At 46.7% G+C, this 17,342-nt stretch carries 19 protein-coding genes and 2 pseudogenes; all 21 read right to left on the bottom strand.

Annotation, left to right across the window (positions count from 1 at the left end):
- Window positions 1-12: 12 nt before the first annotated feature.
- The gene (gene yesR / locus AC0OMU_RS00435; RefSeq protein ID WP_251218295.1) at window positions 13-1,047 is read right to left on the bottom strand and encodes a rhamnogalacturonyl hydrolase YesR; all 1,035 of its coding nucleotides are present in this window, start codon (window positions 1,045-1,047) and stop codon (window positions 13-15) included.
- A 15-nt stretch (window positions 1,048-1,062) separates the two neighbouring features.
- A pseudogene (locus tag AC0OMU_RS00430) lies at window positions 1,063-1,954 on the bottom strand (carbohydrate ABC transporter permease).
- Window positions 1,955-1,957: 3 nt separating this feature from the next.
- On the bottom strand, window positions 1,958-2,887 hold the full coding sequence (locus tag AC0OMU_RS00425) for a carbohydrate ABC transporter permease (protein WP_003233835.1): 930 nt from the start codon (window positions 2,885-2,887) through the stop codon (window positions 1,958-1,960).
- Window positions 2,884-4,167 (bottom strand): ABC transporter substrate-binding protein, encoded by a 1,284-nt coding sequence (locus AC0OMU_RS00420; RefSeq protein WP_015482921.1) that lies wholly within the window; start codon window positions 4,165-4,167, stop codon window positions 2,884-2,886. Before AC0OMU_RS00420 ends, AC0OMU_RS00425 begins: the two co-directional genes overlap by 4 nt.
- Before the next feature lie 104 nt (window positions 4,168-4,271).
- On the bottom strand, window positions 4,272-5,378 hold the full coding sequence (yesN, locus tag AC0OMU_RS00415; RefSeq protein ID WP_474240817.1) for a two-component system response regulator YesN: 1,107 nt from the start codon (window positions 5,376-5,378) through the stop codon (window positions 4,272-4,274).
- Window positions 5,378-7,111 carry a two-component system sensor histidine kinase YesM gene (gene yesM, locus AC0OMU_RS00410; RefSeq protein WP_181218515.1) on the bottom strand — a complete coding sequence of 578 codons (1,734 nt, stop codon included), beginning with the start codon at window positions 7,109-7,111 and terminating at the stop codon, window positions 5,378-5,380. The genes yesN and yesM overlap by 1 nt, the downstream gene beginning before the upstream one ends.
- Complete coding sequence (locus AC0OMU_RS00405) at window positions 7,108-7,737, bottom strand: YesL family protein (protein WP_474240816.1); 630 nt, start codon at window positions 7,735-7,737, stop codon at window positions 7,108-7,110. Before AC0OMU_RS00405 ends, yesM begins: the two co-directional genes overlap by 4 nt.
- 114 nt (window positions 7,738-7,851) lie before the next feature.
- Window positions 7,852-8,154: a YesK-like family protein gene (locus AC0OMU_RS00400; protein ID WP_474240815.1), complete on the bottom strand. Its 303-nt coding sequence runs from the start codon at window positions 8,152-8,154 to the stop codon at window positions 7,852-7,854.
- A 22-nt stretch (window positions 8,155-8,176) separates the two neighbouring features.
- Window positions 8,177-8,719, bottom strand: coding sequence for a GNAT family N-acetyltransferase (locus tag AC0OMU_RS00395; RefSeq protein ID WP_014479097.1), 543 nt, complete (start codon window positions 8,717-8,719; stop codon window positions 8,177-8,179).
- Between the two features lie 124 nt (window positions 8,720-8,843).
- On the bottom strand, window positions 8,844-9,413 hold the full coding sequence (cotJC, locus tag AC0OMU_RS00390; protein WP_003233850.1) for a spore coat protein CotJC: 570 nt from the start codon (window positions 9,411-9,413) through the stop codon (window positions 8,844-8,846).
- 14 nt (window positions 9,414-9,427) lie between these two features.
- A complete protein-coding gene (gene cotJB, locus AC0OMU_RS00385; protein ID WP_003219491.1) occupies window positions 9,428-9,691 on the bottom strand; it encodes a spore coat protein CotJB in 264 nt (87 codons plus the stop codon).
- Window positions 9,675-9,923 (bottom strand): spore coat-associated protein CotJA, encoded by a 249-nt coding sequence (gene cotJA / locus AC0OMU_RS00380; protein ID WP_474240814.1) that lies wholly within the window; start codon window positions 9,921-9,923, stop codon window positions 9,675-9,677. The genes cotJB and cotJA overlap by 17 nt, the downstream gene beginning before the upstream one ends.
- Window positions 9,924-10,049: 126 nt before the next feature.
- Window positions 10,050-10,915: pseudogene (locus tag AC0OMU_RS00375) on the bottom strand (NmrA family NAD(P)-binding protein).
- Complete coding sequence (locus AC0OMU_RS00370; protein WP_474240813.1) at window positions 10,912-11,358, bottom strand: nuclear transport factor 2 family protein; 447 nt, start codon at window positions 11,356-11,358, stop codon at window positions 10,912-10,914. The pseudogene AC0OMU_RS00375 and the gene AC0OMU_RS00370 overlap by 4 nt, the downstream one beginning before the upstream one ends.
- 78 nt (window positions 11,359-11,436) lie before the next feature.
- Window positions 11,437-12,021 (bottom strand): TetR/AcrR family transcriptional regulator, encoded by a 585-nt coding sequence (locus tag AC0OMU_RS00365; RefSeq protein ID WP_047182233.1) that lies wholly within the window; start codon window positions 12,019-12,021, stop codon window positions 11,437-11,439.
- A gap of 113 nt (window positions 12,022-12,134) precedes the next feature.
- Window positions 12,135-12,593: a spore coat protein YeeK gene (yeeK, locus tag AC0OMU_RS00360; RefSeq protein WP_474240812.1), complete on the bottom strand. Its 459-nt coding sequence runs from the start codon at window positions 12,591-12,593 to the stop codon at window positions 12,135-12,137.
- Between the two features lie 133 nt (window positions 12,594-12,726).
- The gene (locus AC0OMU_RS00355) at window positions 12,727-13,446 is read right to left on the bottom strand and encodes a YebC/PmpR family DNA-binding transcriptional regulator (protein WP_003242611.1); all 720 of its coding nucleotides are present in this window, start codon (window positions 13,444-13,446) and stop codon (window positions 12,727-12,729) included.
- A gap of 159 nt (window positions 13,447-13,605) precedes the next feature.
- Window positions 13,606-13,779 carry a phosphatase RapH inhibitor PhrH gene (gene phrH, locus AC0OMU_RS00350; protein WP_181218502.1) on the bottom strand — a complete coding sequence of 58 codons (174 nt, stop codon included), beginning with the start codon at window positions 13,777-13,779 and terminating at the stop codon, window positions 13,606-13,608.
- The gene (gene rapH, locus AC0OMU_RS00345; protein WP_181218499.1) at window positions 13,769-14,899 is read right to left on the bottom strand and encodes a response regulator aspartate phosphatase RapH; all 1,131 of its coding nucleotides are present in this window, start codon (window positions 14,897-14,899) and stop codon (window positions 13,769-13,771) included. The genes phrH and rapH overlap by 11 nt, the downstream gene beginning before the upstream one ends.
- Before the next feature lie 145 nt (window positions 14,900-15,044).
- Complete coding sequence (locus tag AC0OMU_RS00340; RefSeq protein ID WP_474240811.1) at window positions 15,045-16,205, bottom strand: lysozyme inhibitor LprI family protein; 1,161 nt, start codon at window positions 16,203-16,205, stop codon at window positions 15,045-15,047.
- Between the two features lie 108 nt (window positions 16,206-16,313).
- Window positions 16,314-17,321: a hypothetical protein gene (locus AC0OMU_RS00335; RefSeq protein WP_322840090.1), complete on the bottom strand. Its 1,008-nt coding sequence runs from the start codon at window positions 17,319-17,321 to the stop codon at window positions 16,314-16,316.
- Window positions 17,322-17,342: the final 21 nt, after the last annotated feature.

Below are 17,342 nucleotides of genomic sequence, written 5' to 3'. Positions count from 1 at the left end.
CCGCCGCTATCTTTACTGATACACGCGTTTTTTCGTTTTCAAAACATCAGCAAGAAACGTCAGCGCAAGTCCCTGCCCCCATCCTTGTATTCGTTTGTAAGGCACCTGTTTGTATCCTTCGGCATTTTTCATGACGGCTGTCCCGGCCGATACCTTGCTGACCCGTCCGTCCTCTTCCACCGCATCCAAAATGGCTGCAAGCGATTTCTGCACATATTTTGTATACAGCTTTCCGCTCGACATCAGAGCAGAAGCAATACCGGCTGATGCCGAAACCTCCAGATAAGAATCCGGATCATCCAAAATCGTATGCCACAGCCCTGTTTCATCCTGAAGCCGGACAAGCGCGCTCAGCTGGTCTCTGAGCGATCCGTCGATGATCATAAAGGAAGGATGTGTCACCTCAATAAGCGGGAGCGCCTTTGCCATCGTGAGTGCCGCCCAGCCGTTCGCCCTGCCCCAATAAATCCCCGACAGATGATTTTGCGCTTTGTTGTCCCAGGCGTGGTAGTACAAATTCGTGACAGGGTCCTGAAGCACATCCTCATGTCCGTGAAACTGACGCAGGCCGTCTTCAAAATAATCCTCACGCTCCATGATCCGCCCGATTCTCAGCATAAACAGCCCAGCCATCATCAGCGTATCCGCCCATGCCTGTTCAGGGAATACGTATTCTGCCGCATTCACCGTATGCTGAAGGATCCCCTCGCCAAAGCGCGGCGCCTTATGCAGCACATATTCCGCCATCTCGGCCGCTGTTTCCAAATACACGTCATCACCCGTCACCTTGTGGAGGAACAAAAGCGTATGCCCGATGGAAACTCCGTTGATCGAAAGCGGCGGCAGCCCATCCTCCAGCTGTTCATCCACCCACGTTTTTAGCAGATTGATATATTCCTCGTTTTCTGTCGCTTCATAGGCCTCCGCTACGCCGTAAAACGCGACGCCGCCCGGCCAATCCCACGCAAAATCCATCTGAAATGTCCGTTTCACGATCCGGTCAATAACCGACGTCACCTTTTCTTCATCAAAAATAAGCTGTGCCATCTGCAACACTCCTTTTTATTTTAATCCGGTCGTACTGATGCCCTGAACGATATATTTCTGAAACAAAAAGAATACAAGAATCACAGGCAATAACGAGACGGCCGACATGGCAAACATCGCGCCCCAGTTCGAAGCCGACTCTGTATCGAGAAAAAGCTTCAGCGCAAGTGAAACAGGGTAAAGCTCCGGCTTATTCAAATACAAGAGCGGCTGAATCAGCTCCTCCCACTTCCAATAGAAGGAGAAAATCGCAGACGTCGCAAGCGCGGGGGCAATCAGCGGGAGAATGATCCGCCAAAAGCAGGCAAAGCGCCCACATCCGTCGATTCGCGCGGCTTCATCCAGCTCCTCGGGAATCGTCCGGATAAACTGGATCATCAGAAAGATAAAAAACGCATGCCCGAAAAATTGCGGAACGACAATTGGTTTAAAGGAATTCAGCCAGTCTAATTTCGCAAACATAATATACTGCGGAATCATCAATACTTCATGAGGCAGCATTAACGTCCCCATCATGCACGCAAACCAAAATTTTTTCCCCTTAAACGGAATACGCGCAAATCCGTACGCAATGACAGCCGATGACAGGACGGCACCGATTGTTGACAGCCCGACAATAATCGCCGAGTTTTTAATAAACGTCAGAAACGGCTGTCCCGCGATCCCCTTCCACCCTTCAGCATAGTTACTGAGAATAAAAGGGTCTGGAATGAGTGAATGAGAGGTTGTAAAAATACTGGCGCTTTCTTTAAACGAGCTGACAAACAGCCAAATGACCGGGTACAGCAGTAACACCGCCAGTGTTCCTGTACAAACATGGAACAGTATGCGTTTGGGACTGACGCGCCCGGCTTTTTTTTCTCTCAAAAACCGGGGCTTCTCTGACAGGCTGGTTGACCGGCTCCATCCGTCATTCCTCCTTTGACTCGTAATGAACCCAATATGACGATGTTTTAAACAATATGAGCGTAATCAGCCCGACAATGACAAGCATGACCCACGCCATCGCCGATGCGTAGCCCATTTGAAAATAGTTAAACGCACGCTGGAACAAATAGAGCGAATAGAGAAGTGTCCCGTCAAGCGGCCCGCCCTCGCCCTTCGAAATGATATAGGCAGGTGTAAATGTCATAAAAGCAGAAATCGTCTGCATCACAAGATTAAAGAAAATAATCGGTGTAAGAATCGGAAGCGTGATCTTGAAGAAACGCTGCACCCGATTTGCCCCATCCACACTTGCCGCTTCCAAATACGAAGACGGAATGTTTTTCAGCCCGGCCAGAAAAATCAGCATTGACGACCCGAACTGCCAGACGGACAGCAGAATCAATGTCCACAGCGCACTTGTCGGATTCTGGTACCAAAGAATTTTTTGATCAATCCCGACAAAAAACAGCAGCGCATTGATGACCCCGTCATTGCCAAAAATATTGCGCCACATAATCGCCACGGCGACGCTCCCGCCGATGATCGAAGGCAGATAAAAGAGCGTTCTGTAAATGGCCGTTCCTTTTGCTGCATTGTTTAAAATGACAGCGATAAAAAGCGCGAAGCCGAGGCGGAGCGGAACCCCGGCAAGCACATACGTAAATGTCACCTTCAGAGACTGCCAATACTTTTCGTCACCCGTAAACATTTCCTTAAAGTTGTCGAGCCCGATCCATTTCGGCGCCGTAAACAAGTCATAGCTCGTGAAGGACAGAAACAGGGACGCCCCCATCGGGATCACCGTAAAGCATAGGAACCCGATGATAAACGGAGAAATAAAAGCATATCCCGCCAGATTGTCTTTTCTTATACTCCGGCTTTTTTTCATTGCGTCAGCCCCATTTCCCGTCAATTATTCCTCTCTAATATCTCATTGGCCTTTTTCCGGAACGTTTTGGCGGCTTTTTCCGGCGATACCTTCTGATACAGAATCTGATCTGACGTATCCTTCAGCAGCTTGATGACCTCCGCGCTTCCCACAGGCTCTGGCGGATCGGCTTTGCTGATGTTTTTTGACGCGGTTTCTACATACTCCACGATGTTGGCTTCTTCCTCATTCAGCTTCGGTTTAATCGCATCCGCCACCTTGTCGGAGACTGGAACGCCTCGCTCGCCTTTAATCAGCTGGTTCGCTTCCTCATTATTCACGAAGAAATTAATAAATTTCGCTGCCTCTTTTTTATGCTCAGAGCTTTTCGGAATGGAAAACAGCATACTCGGCTTCAATGTCAGAGCCTTTTCCTTCATTTGCTCCGGCGGCAGATAGAGAGACAGCGGCGAGTCTGTCAGCCGGGCAAAGCCCAAATATTGATTGGAGTAGTTCCATGTAATCGCTGATTTGCCTTTGACGATAAAATCGTCTTCCATCCCTTTAATCTGTGCGCTTTCATCAGGTGTTGGGGACGTTTTCGCTTTCACCAGCCTCAGCTGCCGCTCAAAGTAATCGACAAACAACTGATCATCTTGATACGCGAGGCCAGTGCCGTCTTCTTTATAAAAGCGCTCACCCTTTGTGCGCAAATAATAAGGGAAGAAAATATCAGGCGGATGCATTCCGTTGGAACCGTAGACACCGGCTTTTTCCTGAAGATCATACGCCAGCTTCTCGTAATCCTCCCACGTCCAGTTTTTCTGATTGATAGACACACCGGCTTTTTTCAGCAAATCTTCATTGGCAATCACAGACAGCACGTTGACACCTAGCGTAAATCCATATAGCTTATTGTCGATTTTTCCGCCCGACAGCATATTCTCGTCGATTGAACTGACGTCAATCGTTCCATCCTTTGTATACGGCGTTAAATCCTCCAGCTGGTTCTTCTTTCCGTATTGGGCTAAGTAAGCGGTATCCATTTGAATGACATCCGGAAGCTGGCCGGCGGCAGACATGGGCGCGAGCTTTTTCCAGTAGTCATCCCAGTTCGCAAATTCCGCTTCAATATGGACGTGCGGATTCTTTTTTTCGTAAAGTTCAATTACCTTTGTTGTATAATCATGCCTTGGCTGCCCGCCCCACCACGCGATTCTGAGTGTAACGTCTTCTTTTTTTCCCGAGGCCTCTTCACCTGCTGAACATCCGCTGAAAATAAAGACGCAGACAAGGGATAACAGCACGTAACAAATCTTCTTCAAACCAATCCCCCCTTTTAATGTAAGTGCTTACATTTTATTTTAAAGCGTTCGGATAGGGCGAAACACTCAAAAAACAGTGGCGAAAGTCAAAAAAACAGAGATGGCTATCCTGCGGAAGCGCCTCCCTGTTTTCTTCTGAATTCTGACGGTGTCAGACCGGTATATTTTTTAAAAACAAGACTGAAATACTTCGGATTATCGCCAAACCCGATTTCTTCAGCAATTTCTGATACACTCGCATCCCGCCTCATTTTCATCTGTTTCATCGCATGTTCAAGACGCACTCGTGTAACATATTGGGAAAATTTCTCGCCTGTTTCCTGCTTAAATAACTTCCCGAGATAATCAGGATTCATAAACAGCATATCCTTCGCCGCCCATTTTAAGGACAGATTCGGATTTCCGAGCTCGTCGGCAATAAGCCTGATCATTTTTGAAATCACTGCGCTCCCATGCAGGTCACCAGACGCTTCAGCTGTGTCACGAAACAGCTGCCCCGCGTGCCGGAGTTCTCCCGCCTGACTGATGGCCAGCTTGCGGGTTGCAAAAACCTCCGCCGCCTTTTCAGCGGCGTTCTCCTCTACGGCGAGCACGGTCCATTCTCCGCTGCTGCAAACCGCTGTCAGTGCCGACCCGAGTGCCTCTCTGGCTGTGGCATCAATAGATTGTTCCCCTTTTAAGATCAAGAGGCGGATCTTTTTTCCGGCAAGTGAAGGCGGCGGAGACAGCTGGGCCACACCGGCGATCAAGCCTTCCAAGTATTGATCGGCTGCAAAGGAACGGATATGGTCGAGCTCGTGTTTTAGATGGGCTGTTTTCTTTTTGTGCACATCTTGCCGCTTCAGCTCAGCAATGATTTCCTCCAGCGAGCTGATAATCTGCTGTTCATTGCAGGGCTTCAGCAAATAATGCTTCACCCCATATTTCATGGCTTCCTTTGCGTACTCAAACTCTCCAAACCCGGACAGGACGATAAATTGCACCGACGGGCTGACGGCTGACACCTTTTTGATCAGCTCAAGCCCGTCCATGCCGGGCATTTTGACGTCTGTGATGACGATATGCGGCTGCTTATGTACAATCTTTTCATATGCTTCATGTCCGTTCTGCGCTTTATCGATCAATGAGGCGCCAAGCGACTCCCACTCAATGATTCCTGCCATTCCATCAAGGATAATCCTCTCATCATCAGCCAGCAGAATTTTATACATCACACCACCTCATTTTGGCACGGTATTGTGATCACAATCCTCGTCCCCTTTCCATGCTCACTATGAATCCGCAATCCGTATGGCTCTCCGAATGTCAGGCTGATGCGCTCGCGAATATTCCAAAGTCCGATTCCTCTTCCGCCCGTTGATTCAAGAATCCGTCCATCCATGCCAGGGCCGTTATCTTCGACCGTAATACAGACACATTCCTTCGCCTTTTTCGCCTGAATCCGGATGGCGCACGGTCTTGTAAAGGGTTCAAGCGCGTATTGAATCGCATTTTCCGCAAGCGGCTGGAGCGTCAGTTTCGGAATGAGGCAATGCTTCACCTCATCGTCAATATCCAACGTGAAATTCAGGCGCTCTTCAAATCGAAATCGCTGAATGGTCATATAGTGACGTACAATGTCCGCCTCCTCCTGAATGGTCACGATATCCTTTTTCATATGTATGCTGTTTCGCAGAAGAAAACCGAGCGATTCCACCATTTTTGAGATTTGCTTTTGCTGATTCGCCTTGGCCAGCCAATTGATGGACTCGAGCGTGTTATATAAAAAATGCGGATTGATCTGGGCTTGCAGTGCTTTCAATTCGGTTTCTTTAATAATGAGCTGTTTTTCCACATTTTCTTCCATCAGCTCATTAATCCGTTTCATCATGACAGTAAAATGGCGGTTCAGCATGCCGGCCTCATCCTGTGTATGTTCCGGCAGAGAAAGCGACACACCCGCTTCAATGCCGCCGTGCTGTACCGATTTCATCGCGGTCACAAGCTGTTCAATCGGCTCCGTGATACTGTTAGCGATTTTCCTTCCGAAAAGCAAAACCACACAGAAAAAGAGGAGAAAGCATGTGCCGATCACTGTTTTCATAAAGGAAATTTTCGCGAACATCTGATCAAAGGGGATAACGTTATAGTAGCTCCAATTTTGGTAGGATGATTGAAGATAAGAAATAAAGTAACGTTTGCCATTCTTTTTTATCAAGTCATAACCGGGGTGCTTCAGCGTCTCTTTTGCTGCCTCAGGAACATGCGCTGATGCATGTGCCGTATACACCAAATTACCGCCTTGGTCAGCAATCATAATGTCTCCGACTGAATCGCCCCAATCCTTCGGCACATCACGAATCATTTGTTTTACATTGACTTGGATCAGCACCATGCCCAAGCCGTTCAGACTCAGCTGGTGATAGGACCTGATCTGCCGTGCTGAAATCAGGACAGGATCTGACCCGCCGAGCGTCATCCAAAGATTTCTTCCATTTTTCGCTTTCGCTCGCTTAAATACCTCTTCCTGCTCCTGCTGCAAAAGATCTGAAGAACTGCTTCCGGCTGAATACTCTGAGCCGCGGGCATCAATCAAATGAATGGAATCGATGTACTTTTCATCACTGGCATATCCCGCAAGCTGATCCCAAAGCTCCTGCTTCATTTGATATTGATCATACGTATCATCCCGATTTTGCATACTCAGGATGCGCTGAATCTGTTCGTCTGTAATGATTTCATATGACACATCCTCTATCTTCTTCAGCTCGTCTTCGATCCTTTCAGAAGACATGCGAAGCACCTCCGAGGACTTGCGGTAAATCTGCTCATCATACACATGAAAGGCATACTGGACCCCGCTGTATACAAACAGAAAGGATACGGCCATAATCAACGATAGAAACACAAACAGCTTATCCTTAATCTTCATCCGCCTGTACCAGCCAGCAACTCTTTTCTTCATGCCGCCTTTTCTTTCTCCTGCCGCTGATCCATTGACCGAAACGCTTTAAAGGACAGCTTCGTTAAGATCAGGCTGAGTAAACTCCCGCTGAAAAACAATAGAAACGTGACATGAAACAGAACGAGACAAAGCACACCGACAGCGCCAGCCGCCATCAAAAGCGTCACCGCCGGACGGCTGAAGGCAATGAAAAAGCTGATGCTCAGCACCTCTTTGATTTTCACGTCAAAATGAGAAAATACCGGGAACACATACAGCACAACAAACGCGAAAATCAAACTAATGCTCAGGAATACATTGACGAGCACAGGCTGGTCCATCTGAGCCGCTATCCGCATATCCGCAAACAGAAACAGGGCAGCCGTCACAACGATAAGCCCGAGGATCTGTGATGCCCGCCATTCCTTTTTAAACGCCCGAATAAAGACAGAAAACACCGGGGCATCTGTATTCCCCTTCGCCCATTCTCTCGCCACTGTAAACATCGCGGCAGTAGCGGGCATCAGTCCAAACACAACCAGGCCTGCAAGAGAAAACAAAATCCAAAGCACATTCAAATAGGCCAGTCTCATCACCCACGTACAAAAACGATTCAGCCCATTTGTCACATTCTGTATCATCAACATCACCTTCCCGCTTCGGAAAACGCTTTCATTTTAAAGTAATATGTATTTCTCCTTTCGAAAGAAAATTCCTGCCGTTCTGTGAAAATTTCGACATGATGAGAGACGGCAGCAGCTTTATCTTTTCCTGTAACGCCGGATGGCCTTATCGACCAAATATCCGGCAATGGCCCCGAAAATGACATTGAATCCAAGCATTCCGAGCGCAGCCCCTTCCCAGCCGCGTACATACACGAGGCTGTACCAGATCGCAAACATACCAAGGACGATCAGCACGGCCAACATCCATTCTGGCCGACTTTTGTCAGGAAACCTCATCCGCATCAAAACGGATACGCCAGCAAACAGACAAGCCGTCACAACCCTGTCACAAATAAAATTGGCCACAACATCGCCTGCCCTCCCTTTTAGAAAAGACAAAAAAGCCCCCTGCAAAGGACGCTTATTCTGCCGTAATCTCTTTCTCAAACAAATGATATCCGGACGCATCAGCACCCATGAATTCATATCCCATACGCCGATAAAAGGAATGCAGGGCGTCGCTATCAGCGACACAGTCAAGCCGTATCCGCGTTTTTTCCGGAAAGTGTATGCCCGTCTCCGCCCACTGAAGGACGCGGGCTCCAAGCCCCTGTCCCGCAAACCGGCGGCTTACTGCGAGGCGATGCAAATAAATGGACTCCTCATGCCCATCGTCTCCCCAAAGCGTCCGGTCCCACTCGCTCGGTTCAGGCAGCAGCATCACGACAGCCGCAAGCTCTTCATCTTTTTTAAACACAAACACATGTCCCTTTTCAATTGACCCCGTGATATCATGTATATCTTGCCCTTTCAGAAGTCCGCTCCATTGGTTAGAACCCCGATCCCGGAGCCATTCAGCTGTTCGGACGAGCAACCCGGTAATCGATTCTGCATCCTCATAGACGGCCGGACACGCGTAAAATCCATCTGCAATCGTTTCGTTCTCAATCTTAAAAGCTGACATAAAGGCCTCCCAATCAAAAAGTAAGCTTGCACACACACCTTGATTATAATGCAGACCAAACTGCAAAAACAGACCATTTTCTCTGTATGTAAAAGGGTGTATGAAAGAGAGGCCAATCTGCCTATTAGAAAATCTTCTTTTTATCCCGTTCTTCTTTTAAAATTTCAACCGCTTCTCTGAAGCGCATAGAGTGTACGATTTCACGCTCTCGCAAAAAACGCAGGGAGTCGTTTAAATCAGGATCATCCGAAATATCAATCAGCCATTGATACGTCGCCCGCGCCTTTTCTTCTGCGGCAATATCTTCGTATAAATCGGCAATCGGATCGCCCTTCGCTTGGATATAGCTCGCGGTAAACGGCACGCCCGCCGCATTATGATAAAAAAGCGCGCTGTCGTGATTGACGTAATGATCGCCAAGCCCCGCTTCACGCAGCTGCTCCGGTGTGGCGTCTTTCGTTAACTTATAGACCATGGTCGCAATCATTTCCAAATGGGCAAACTCCTCCGTGCCGATATCTGTTAAAAGGCCGATGACCTTATCAGGAATCGTATAACGCTGGTTCAAATACCGGAGAGCCGCGGCCAGCTCGCCGTCCGCTCCGCCATACTGCTCAATCAAATACTTCGCCAGCGTCGGGTTGCACGTACTGACCTTGACAGGGTATTGCAGCTTCTTTTCATACACCCACATTCAGGCATTCCTCCTTATACTTGCCACGGCCATGGCCCTTTTCCCCAATCCCAATCCTTGCCCGCGGGGCTGTTGCCGAACTGCAGAAGCGGTCCGTAAGAGGATTCGAACTGTCTTTTTAAGTGCCTTGAATAGCCGGAATATTGATTGAATTGCTTCAACGCATCTTCATCATGAGGATGTGTATTTAAATAAAGACTCAGCTCAACAAGCACAAAATCAGCAGCCTGTATTTGCTCTAGCTGACGATAATATTCGGCATCAACCTTTTTTGCCATGTGCGTCTCCCCCTCGATAAGGGTTTTCATAAAAATCATAGAGATCCTTCCAAAGGGTGCCTTTCCTCAAAGCCTCCATCGGCGAAAACTGCTCCATGTGCTCAGGCTGAAAGGTCATATAAAGGTTAGGGGGCGTTCTGTAAAATTTCTTCCCTATAGGCGGACAGGGATCAAAACGGCTGTGAAAGGGCGTATATGATTTGACAGGCGTAAACGGCTGCATATCCTTCATTCCGGCTCCTCCTTTCTCAAAAACAATGACCTTAATAGGTATGAGGCAGGGGGCATGATTATGACTGAAACACGGCTTAGCTTTTTCAATAAGAAGACCTTCGGAAGAGCCGAAGGTCTTTCTAGACTATTCAGTCCAAAATGAGGTCAGTGTTTCCAATATGCAGCATGAGCAGCCGCAAACTCTGACAGCGAACGAGGTTCTTTTCCCGTCACACGCTTCACTGTATCCGTTACCCGATGTTCCGCACCATGTCTGATTGCCTCATCAAGCCCCGCCATAAATCCCGCATAATCAACCGGCAAACCAGCTGCCTCCATCCGATTCTGCAGCTCGGAACGAGAAATGCTGACATGCTCCACCCGGCGTCCCGCCGCAGCACCGATCATCTCTGCCGCTTCGGCATAGCTCAGCGCCTCGGGTCCTGTCAGGATATGATGTGTCTGATGAGGGACGGCATCAGTCAAAGCACACACGGCTGTTTCTGCAATGTCATCAGCATCAATGAATCCTAGCTTTCCCTCGCCCGAAGCCGTGATGATGCGCCCCTCAGTTTGAATCGACTTTCGATGCTGGACATTGATAAAATTTTGCATAAAGTATGAAGGCCGCAGCACCGTCCATTCGGGAAATTCGCGCACTGCCTGATGAATCGCGCCAAACACGGGACCATTCTCAGGGACAACAGACGCACTTAGCATCACTACACGCTTTGCACCGAGACGCTTTGCCTCCTTTAAAAAGGGGAGCACATAGGGAGCCGGATCAAATACACCGACCGGAGCAACAAGATAGATCTGTTTTACCTGTTCCAGAGCAGGCGTAAAACTGGAGGCGTCCTTCCAATCAAAATACACATACTCAGCATCAGCAAGCGCGCCCTTTTTCCGGCTCGCAATACGCACCCTGTGCCCCAGCTCTATTAAACGGCTGGCGATTCGGCTGCCGGTTGTGCCGGTCCCGCCTGTAATTAAAATCGGATTCTGTTTCATCGTTTTCCACTCTCCTCTGTTTGCAAAAATGATCCTCCAAAGGCCTCTTTTACAACAAGCGGATTCCAATAATCCTTATAACGAACAATGCGGCCATCTCTCGTTTCGATGACACTGATATAGCTTTGGCGATAAGGCAGCCTAGTCTCAATCACATGGCCGTCACATTGAAACTCCGCAATCATCGTATTCGTGTCTGCTGAACGATACACTGTCGGAGCGGTAAATGAAGAAAGATGGATCTGCTTAGGATAATCCTTAATATAATTGTAAATGGCCGCTTTTCCTTCTATTCTTTTTGGCGATCCCTCCGGCGCATAAGGAAACTCAAATACAGCATTCTCATCCCAAAGCTCCGTCCAGCTCTTCATGTCCTTCTCAAGCATATAAGCCATAAACTTTCTCAATGTTTCACATGCTTTTTCAAACTCATTCATCAACATTCATCATCACCTCATTTTTATTTCTAGACTATTCAGTCCGAAAAGTACATACATGGGCAAAGAATCCTTTACCACATGTTAATCAAGCACTGATAAACTCACGTCAACATGGTCCTGAAGCCGATCCATATCAGCCGTCACTTTCGCAACAAATGTCAGAGACAGCCTGCTTTGATTCAGGTACCGGGCAAGCGCAGATATATCAGTATCTTCGCCATTCAATTCTCCTTGATCCTTCGCTCTTAAAAGCGCCTGATAAAAAGCGTCCTCAAGCTGCTTGGATTGTCTTTCAAAATACCGGGCAAGCTCAGGGTCATGCGGAATCTGTTCAATCGCACTGTTAATGATATAGCACGCCTTCGCCCGTTCAGGATCCCTCAAAGCATTGACACCTTCTTGAAAAATATCACGAATGGCTTCCTTTACAGATCCTGGCGCTTCAAGCCTTTCCATAACGGCAGTGTTTTTCCCTTCAAGATACGTTTTCACAGCTGACAAAAACAAATCACGCTTCGTGCCATACGTATCATACAAACTTTGGCGCGCAATGCCTAAATGAGAGAGCAGATCCTGAAGAGACGTTCCTTCGTAGCCATACTCTCCAAAAACCTCTATCGCCCTGTGAAGAACAAGTGCCGTATCAAATTCTTTATTCCTCCCCAAAAGACGATCACCTCCTGAAACAAATGTTACCAGTTTCCAGACTGAACAGTCAAGAAAAAAGATAAAAAACACTCTTGATCTGCAAGAGTGTCCTCTTTATACCATCATCTTCTTTATTTATAACCGTCTTTTCCCCAGTGGCCCATATGGTGGTGATGGTGGCCATAATGACCATCATGATGGTGGTGATAATTATCCTTTCCAACATGGTGATGATGGTGATGAAGATTATCTTTTCCATCATGATGATGGTGATAATAGTGGTGATGGCCATCATTTTCATGGTGCATGTTCGGATAACTTACAGTTCCCGGAGAGCCTCCATAGCCGCCGCTTGGGTAACCGCCGGATCCTCCGTATCCTCCGTACGTTCCATATCCCGGATAGCCGCCGACACCTCCATGTATGCCGTGATCTGGGTAGCCTCCATACATGCCAAAGCCCGGGTGGCCTCCATACATGCCATAACCCGGGTGGCCTGTGCTTTGCATGCCATAGCCCGGATAGCCAATACCAAAGCCCTGATAATGACCACAACCAGGTCCGCCATACATATGTCTTGTATCAGTCATATTCACTCTCTCCTTCACATAGGTTACAGTCCAGAGTATGAGAATATCTTACTGATCGTATAGGCGGCCGCCTACATACAGCTAAAACAATTTCCAGGACAAAAAAAGCAGGCCATAACAGCCTGCTCACTCCTTACTCGCCTAAATCAACGTTATGATATACCTGCTGAACATCTTCCAAATCTTCTAATGCATCAATCAATTTTTCAAACTGTTCCTTTGCATCATCCGGAAGCGTTACTTCACTTTGCGCAAGCATTGTCAGCTCCGCTACTGTAAATTCCTCGACACCCGCGTTTTTAAACGCCTCTTGCACCGCATGGAATTGATCAGGCTCGGCATACACGATCGCGCTGTCATCCTCTTCTAAAATGTCACGCACATCAACATCCGCTTCCATCAGGATTTCAAGCGCTTCGTCAGCAGTTTTGCCTTCCACACCGATTACAGCCGTCGCGTCAAACATGTAAGCAACAGATCCGCTCACACCCATGTTTCCGCCGTTTTTCCCGAACGCCGCACGCACTTCCGGCGCCGTCCGGTTTACATTATTCGTCAGCGCATCAACGATAATCATTGATCCGTTCGGCCCGAAGCCCTCATAACGAAGCTCATCGTAATTCTCTTCCGCTCCGCCCTTCGCCTTCTCGATCGCACGTTCAATGATGTTTTTCGGCACGCTGTAAGTCTTCGCACGCTCAAGCACAACCTTCAGCGCCTGGTTGGATTCCGGATCAGGCTCGCCCTGTTTCGCCGCCACATAAATCTCACGGCCAAACTTCGCATAAATTCGACTCGTATTTGCGTCCTTAGACGCCTTCTTCTCTTTAATATTGTTCCACTTACGGCCCATGATGTTCCACTCTCTTTCATATATATCAATCTAAATACTGTTATTCACTTTATCCATTATACCTCAAATGGTTTGGTTGTTTCGAGTGTCTTGCGTTAGAAATAGAAGGAATGCCGCGATGTGGAAAATGGAACGTCTTCCGTAAAGCAAGAAAAAGCCCTAGCTATGGGCTTTCTTCTGATCACTAAGTTTGTAAGGGGAATGATCAATATACGTCGTATTTCGATCTGTTGATTCCTTAAATCCACCGGAGTTTGTCAGGGTTGGAAACGACATGCTTCCGAAAACTAGAGTAACAGCCAAACACATCATCACTTTTTTCTTAATAGGCATATAAACACTCTCCTTTTAGAATATCTTCTTGGGCTTTCAGCACTTTCCGATAAAACGCAGCTGCTTGTTCAAAGTGACAGCTGCTTTCAAAAACAGCGGCAGCACTCCGGGCACACGCTTCAATATACGCATGCAAGTTCTTTTTTTCGAAATAGCTTAAAAGATCATGAATTTTTCGTTCATCAACAGTCTCCTTGTACACGGCCTGCAAGAACAGAAACAATTCTTTATAAAATTTGTGAGAATGTGCTGTCATTTGGTCTAATCCTTCCTCTATGAACTGAAACGCCCGCTGTGTTTGGCCTGTCTTACATAATGTCCAGCTTAATCCAAACAAGACTTTCGGAAGCAGATCAGGCACTTTCTCTCTGCTTACTTTCGCCGCTTTTTGGAAATGTTCTACAGCCATCTGATCGTCTCCTGATCTGTCATAGCTGTTCGCGATGTTCAATAGAGAAATGGCGATAAACCTGTCATTTTGAATGTCCATTGCCAATTCCAGCGCCGCCTCTAAATGCGGGAGCGCTTTATCATAATGTTTGAAATCATCATAGTTGCCGGCGATCACAGACAAGCTTTGTATCGTTCTAATGCTGTATAGGGGATTTTTTTGATAAATGTCCAAGGCTTGAAGAATATGATGCATCGACACATGGGTTTGCTTCATGTGATAATACGCTTCGGCCACTTTAAAATGGAATTCCGCTTTCTCAATTTCATCTGACACAAACGGCAGTTCTTTCTCCGCCTCGCGATAATACCCGATCGCTTCCACATATTCTTTTTGATCAAATTCATACATGCCGCGGAAAAACAAAGAGTAGTATTTCAAAAGGCCTGTGAGTTTTTTCTGAGGGGTCTCAATCGTTTCAAGAAGCTCTGTCACTGTAGGGCGATTCCCGTATGTTTGTCCCGGCTCCAAATAATCCAGCATCAGCTGGTGCCGAAAACACATCAGAGAATAATAGATCAGTAAATCCTGATCCTCTTCCATCTTCTGAATGTCCTGCTCAACCTCCGCTTTCAGAATCTCAGCATCCGGAACACTGAACTGGCGAATCATTTTATACCATTCATTAATCTTAACACCGACACGCGAAGACGGTATGGCTTGACTCAATAGCTTCCCTCCTTCTCTATGAGATATGTCATATTCTATCAATCCCAAATTTTGAAAACAATACAGAAGGAAGAAATTGTTTTTTCATCCTGTCAATTTGTTTTTCTACGCAAAAAAGACCCTTTACGCAAGGGTCTTTGTCATTCTATTTCATATACGTATTCATCAGCTCGTAACAGCGCTCTTTCGTCTGTTTGGCAAGCTCTTCCGTTTGGACGACCCGGGATAATGAACCGCCGCCCTCCTCATCATATCGTTTCTGGGCCGCAGCATCCCTATCCTTTATCCATTGGCGCTGTTTAACTTTTAATGCCGCCATGTCTGAAGCAGGAAGCTGTTTTTGCAGCACGCCGTATATCTCGTTCAGCAATCCGTCCCACATTTGATAGTTGTAACCGTAATCCTCAATCATCTGATAATCACTTTGATAGTCATTGTGCTTTTCTTTCTGTTCTGTTGCTGACAATTTGGCAGCATAATCTGCTTTTATGCCTCCCGTTGCCTGCTCACTGCTCTGTGTATCCGCTGTATCAGGTGATGCGGTTTCCGCAGTCTTCTGAGCTGTCTCTTGCTCTGGAGCCTCAGTCTCGTTTTCTTTATCACTCACTATACTGGTATCCTTTGAGCTGATCGCCGCCTGTCTTTCCCCATTTGAACTTTTTACATTGAAAAAATAAGCTGTTCCGCCGGCAGCCTTCGATTCATAAGACTTCACAAATTCCGCCGTTTCACCGTTTCTCGACAGAATCGTTTTCGCTTCTTCTTTTGTCAGCTTGATATCATCCCCTTGAAGCGACTTGCTGTCCCATTTGTTGATCTTCCAATCGCCATCTTGCTTCACCAATTCAAATGTCCATGCCGTGCCCATGTTGTTTAATTCTGTTGCCGGGTCTATTGATGAAGCCTCTATCTTATTCTTGTACTGTTCATATGTAAAACGCACAACGAAATCAGTGCCGGGTTGAAAAGAAGCATCACACTCGCAATAGTACTCTCCGGTCAAATCCTTTAAGGTCTGATCTGCAAACGTGTCTGTTGCATAAGGCAGCACACTAGGCCGCAGCTTGTTGAAATCCGCCTTGTTTGCCGTGATCCAGCCGTTTTCTTTTCCTGCTTTATCAAATGCATTGAAGATCGAATCAATATCGTTTTTCAAAGCTGATTTTACTTCCTGCTCCGTCAGCATCGCAACGCTCGCTTTCTTCACTGCTTGCTTTTCCTGATCCTTATCAGAAGCTCCGCTATCAGAACACGCCGATAATAGGAATAAAATAGATAAAAGCAGCGCACCCAATTTATAACTCATTGTCTCTTCTCACCCTTCTGTTCTCTCATGGTAGCTTTCTCATTTTATAGGTCTTTTGTCGGTTTGTACATTTCATTTTTACAGAAGAAGAAAGGGAGTGAAATGAGCTTACTCAACCACAACAAAACCCTGCACCTTCACCTGTTCCTCAGGCAAATCAAACTGATAAAGCATCTTCTTAGAATGGATATCAAACACACCCACATACCCGCCGATGCCCTTTTTATGCTCTTCCTGGGCGACAATATACAATAAATCCCCCTTAAACTTCGCCTCCATATAAGGGAAATTCAAGCTGTATGTGTGAAAAGAAAAATCCTCCCCATACTCCAGCAAGTTCGCCTCACCCTCTTTGTCCTCGTACGCCACGTAAAAACTGCCGCTTTCTTTGTCATAATACACAGTATCTGCATATTCAAGATCTTCAGGATACGGAATATATGTCGTTTTCCATGTCCCTTTTTCAATCACAGTCAATTCATGCTCCGAGCTCGCGACAATAAATTCCTCCGAGTCTGCGAATTGATCAGCGTACGAAGCTAAACTCAGGGTCTCAATCATTTCCTCTGTTTTTCTGTCAATCACGTAAATAGCCATGCTTTGAATGATATAAATATAGTTCTCATCACTGGCCCCCATCGTGACAAGCGAAGGTAAGGTAAGGCTATATTCCTTTTTCATTTTTTTATCATTTATGTGAATCTCATTCCCCGTCGTATCAACGTTATAGGCCTTAATAGAGACATCCTTCCCCTCATACCAAAACGCAAATGGATCTGACAACGGATGCTCTTTGATCGCATCCTTCTTTAACGTATAGTAAAAAGGCTCGTGTTCCGCTAATAATACAATGTCTATGGATTTGTACGACTTCGTTTGAATAAAAGGCACATCCGCCACCTTAAACGTGCGCCTGTTAAACCGTTCGCCTGTAGAGGTTGAAAGCAGCACGCTTTCTTTTATGAAAGGATTGGAGTAGATAAAAAAGATCCGGTCTTCTTCGGGGTGAATGGCGGAAGATTGGACAGGAATACTGTCTTTATTGCGTAACTGAACAAACAGTATGATGCATACCATTAACCCTAATAAACCAAATGTAATCCATTTTTTCTTCATCACCATGCTCCTTAAAAAATA

It is taken from the genome of Bacillus sp. FAU18, from assembly GCF_056033885.1.
The sequence above is the reverse complement of the archived record's forward strand: the minus strand, read 5'-3'. Positions and strand labels throughout refer to the sequence as shown.

What these genes read in the sequence shown, in the direction of transcription:
- yesR (WP_251218295.1), bottom strand. Translation starts at nt 1,047, where the DNA reads ATGGCACAGCTTATTTTTGATGAAGAAAAGGTGACGTCGGTTATTGAC.
- yesN (WP_474240817.1), bottom strand. Translation starts at nt 5,378, where the DNA reads ATGTATAAAATTCTGCTGGCTGATGATGAGAGGATTATCCTTGATGGA.
- yesM (WP_181218515.1), bottom strand. Translation starts at nt 7,111, where the DNA reads ATGAAGAAAAGAGTTGCTGGCTGGTACAGGCGGATGAAGATTAAGGAT.
- AC0OMU_RS00405 (WP_474240816.1), bottom strand. Translation starts at nt 7,737, where the DNA reads ATGTTGATGATACAGAATGTGACAAATGGGCTGAATCGTTTTTGTACG.
- AC0OMU_RS00395 (WP_014479097.1), bottom strand. Translation starts at nt 8,719, where the DNA reads ATGTCAGCTTTTAAGATTGAGAACGAAACGATTGCAGATGGATTTTAC.
- cotJC (WP_003233850.1), bottom strand. Translation starts at nt 9,413, where the DNA reads ATGTGGGTGTATGAAAAGAAGCTGCAATACCCTGTCAAGGTCAGTACG.
- cotJB (WP_003219491.1), bottom strand. Translation starts at nt 9,691, where the DNA reads ATGGCAAAAAAGGTTGATGCCGAATATTATCGTCAGCTAGAGCAAATA.
- cotJA (WP_474240814.1), bottom strand. Translation starts at nt 9,923, where the DNA reads ATGAAGGATATGCAGCCGTTTACGCCTGTCAAATCATATACGCCCTTT.
- AC0OMU_RS00370 (WP_474240813.1), bottom strand. Translation starts at nt 11,358, where the DNA reads ATGTTGATGAATGAGTTTGAAAAAGCATGTGAAACATTGAGAAAGTTT.
- yeeK (WP_474240812.1), bottom strand. Translation starts at nt 12,593, where the DNA reads ATGACTGATACAAGACATATGTATGGCGGACCTGGTTGTGGTCATTAT.
- AC0OMU_RS00355 (WP_003242611.1), bottom strand. Translation starts at nt 13,446, where the DNA reads ATGGGCCGTAAGTGGAACAATATTAAAGAGAAGAAGGCGTCTAAGGAC.
- phrH (WP_181218502.1), bottom strand. Translation starts at nt 13,779, where the DNA reads ATGCCTATTAAGAAAAAAGTGATGATGTGTTTGGCTGTTACTCTAGTT.
- AC0OMU_RS00340 (WP_474240811.1), bottom strand. Translation starts at nt 16,205, where the DNA reads ATGAGTTATAAATTGGGTGCGCTGCTTTTATCTATTTTATTCCTATTA.
- AC0OMU_RS00335 (WP_322840090.1), bottom strand. Translation starts at nt 17,321, where the DNA reads ATGAAGAAAAAATGGATTACATTTGGTTTATTAGGGTTAATGGTATGC.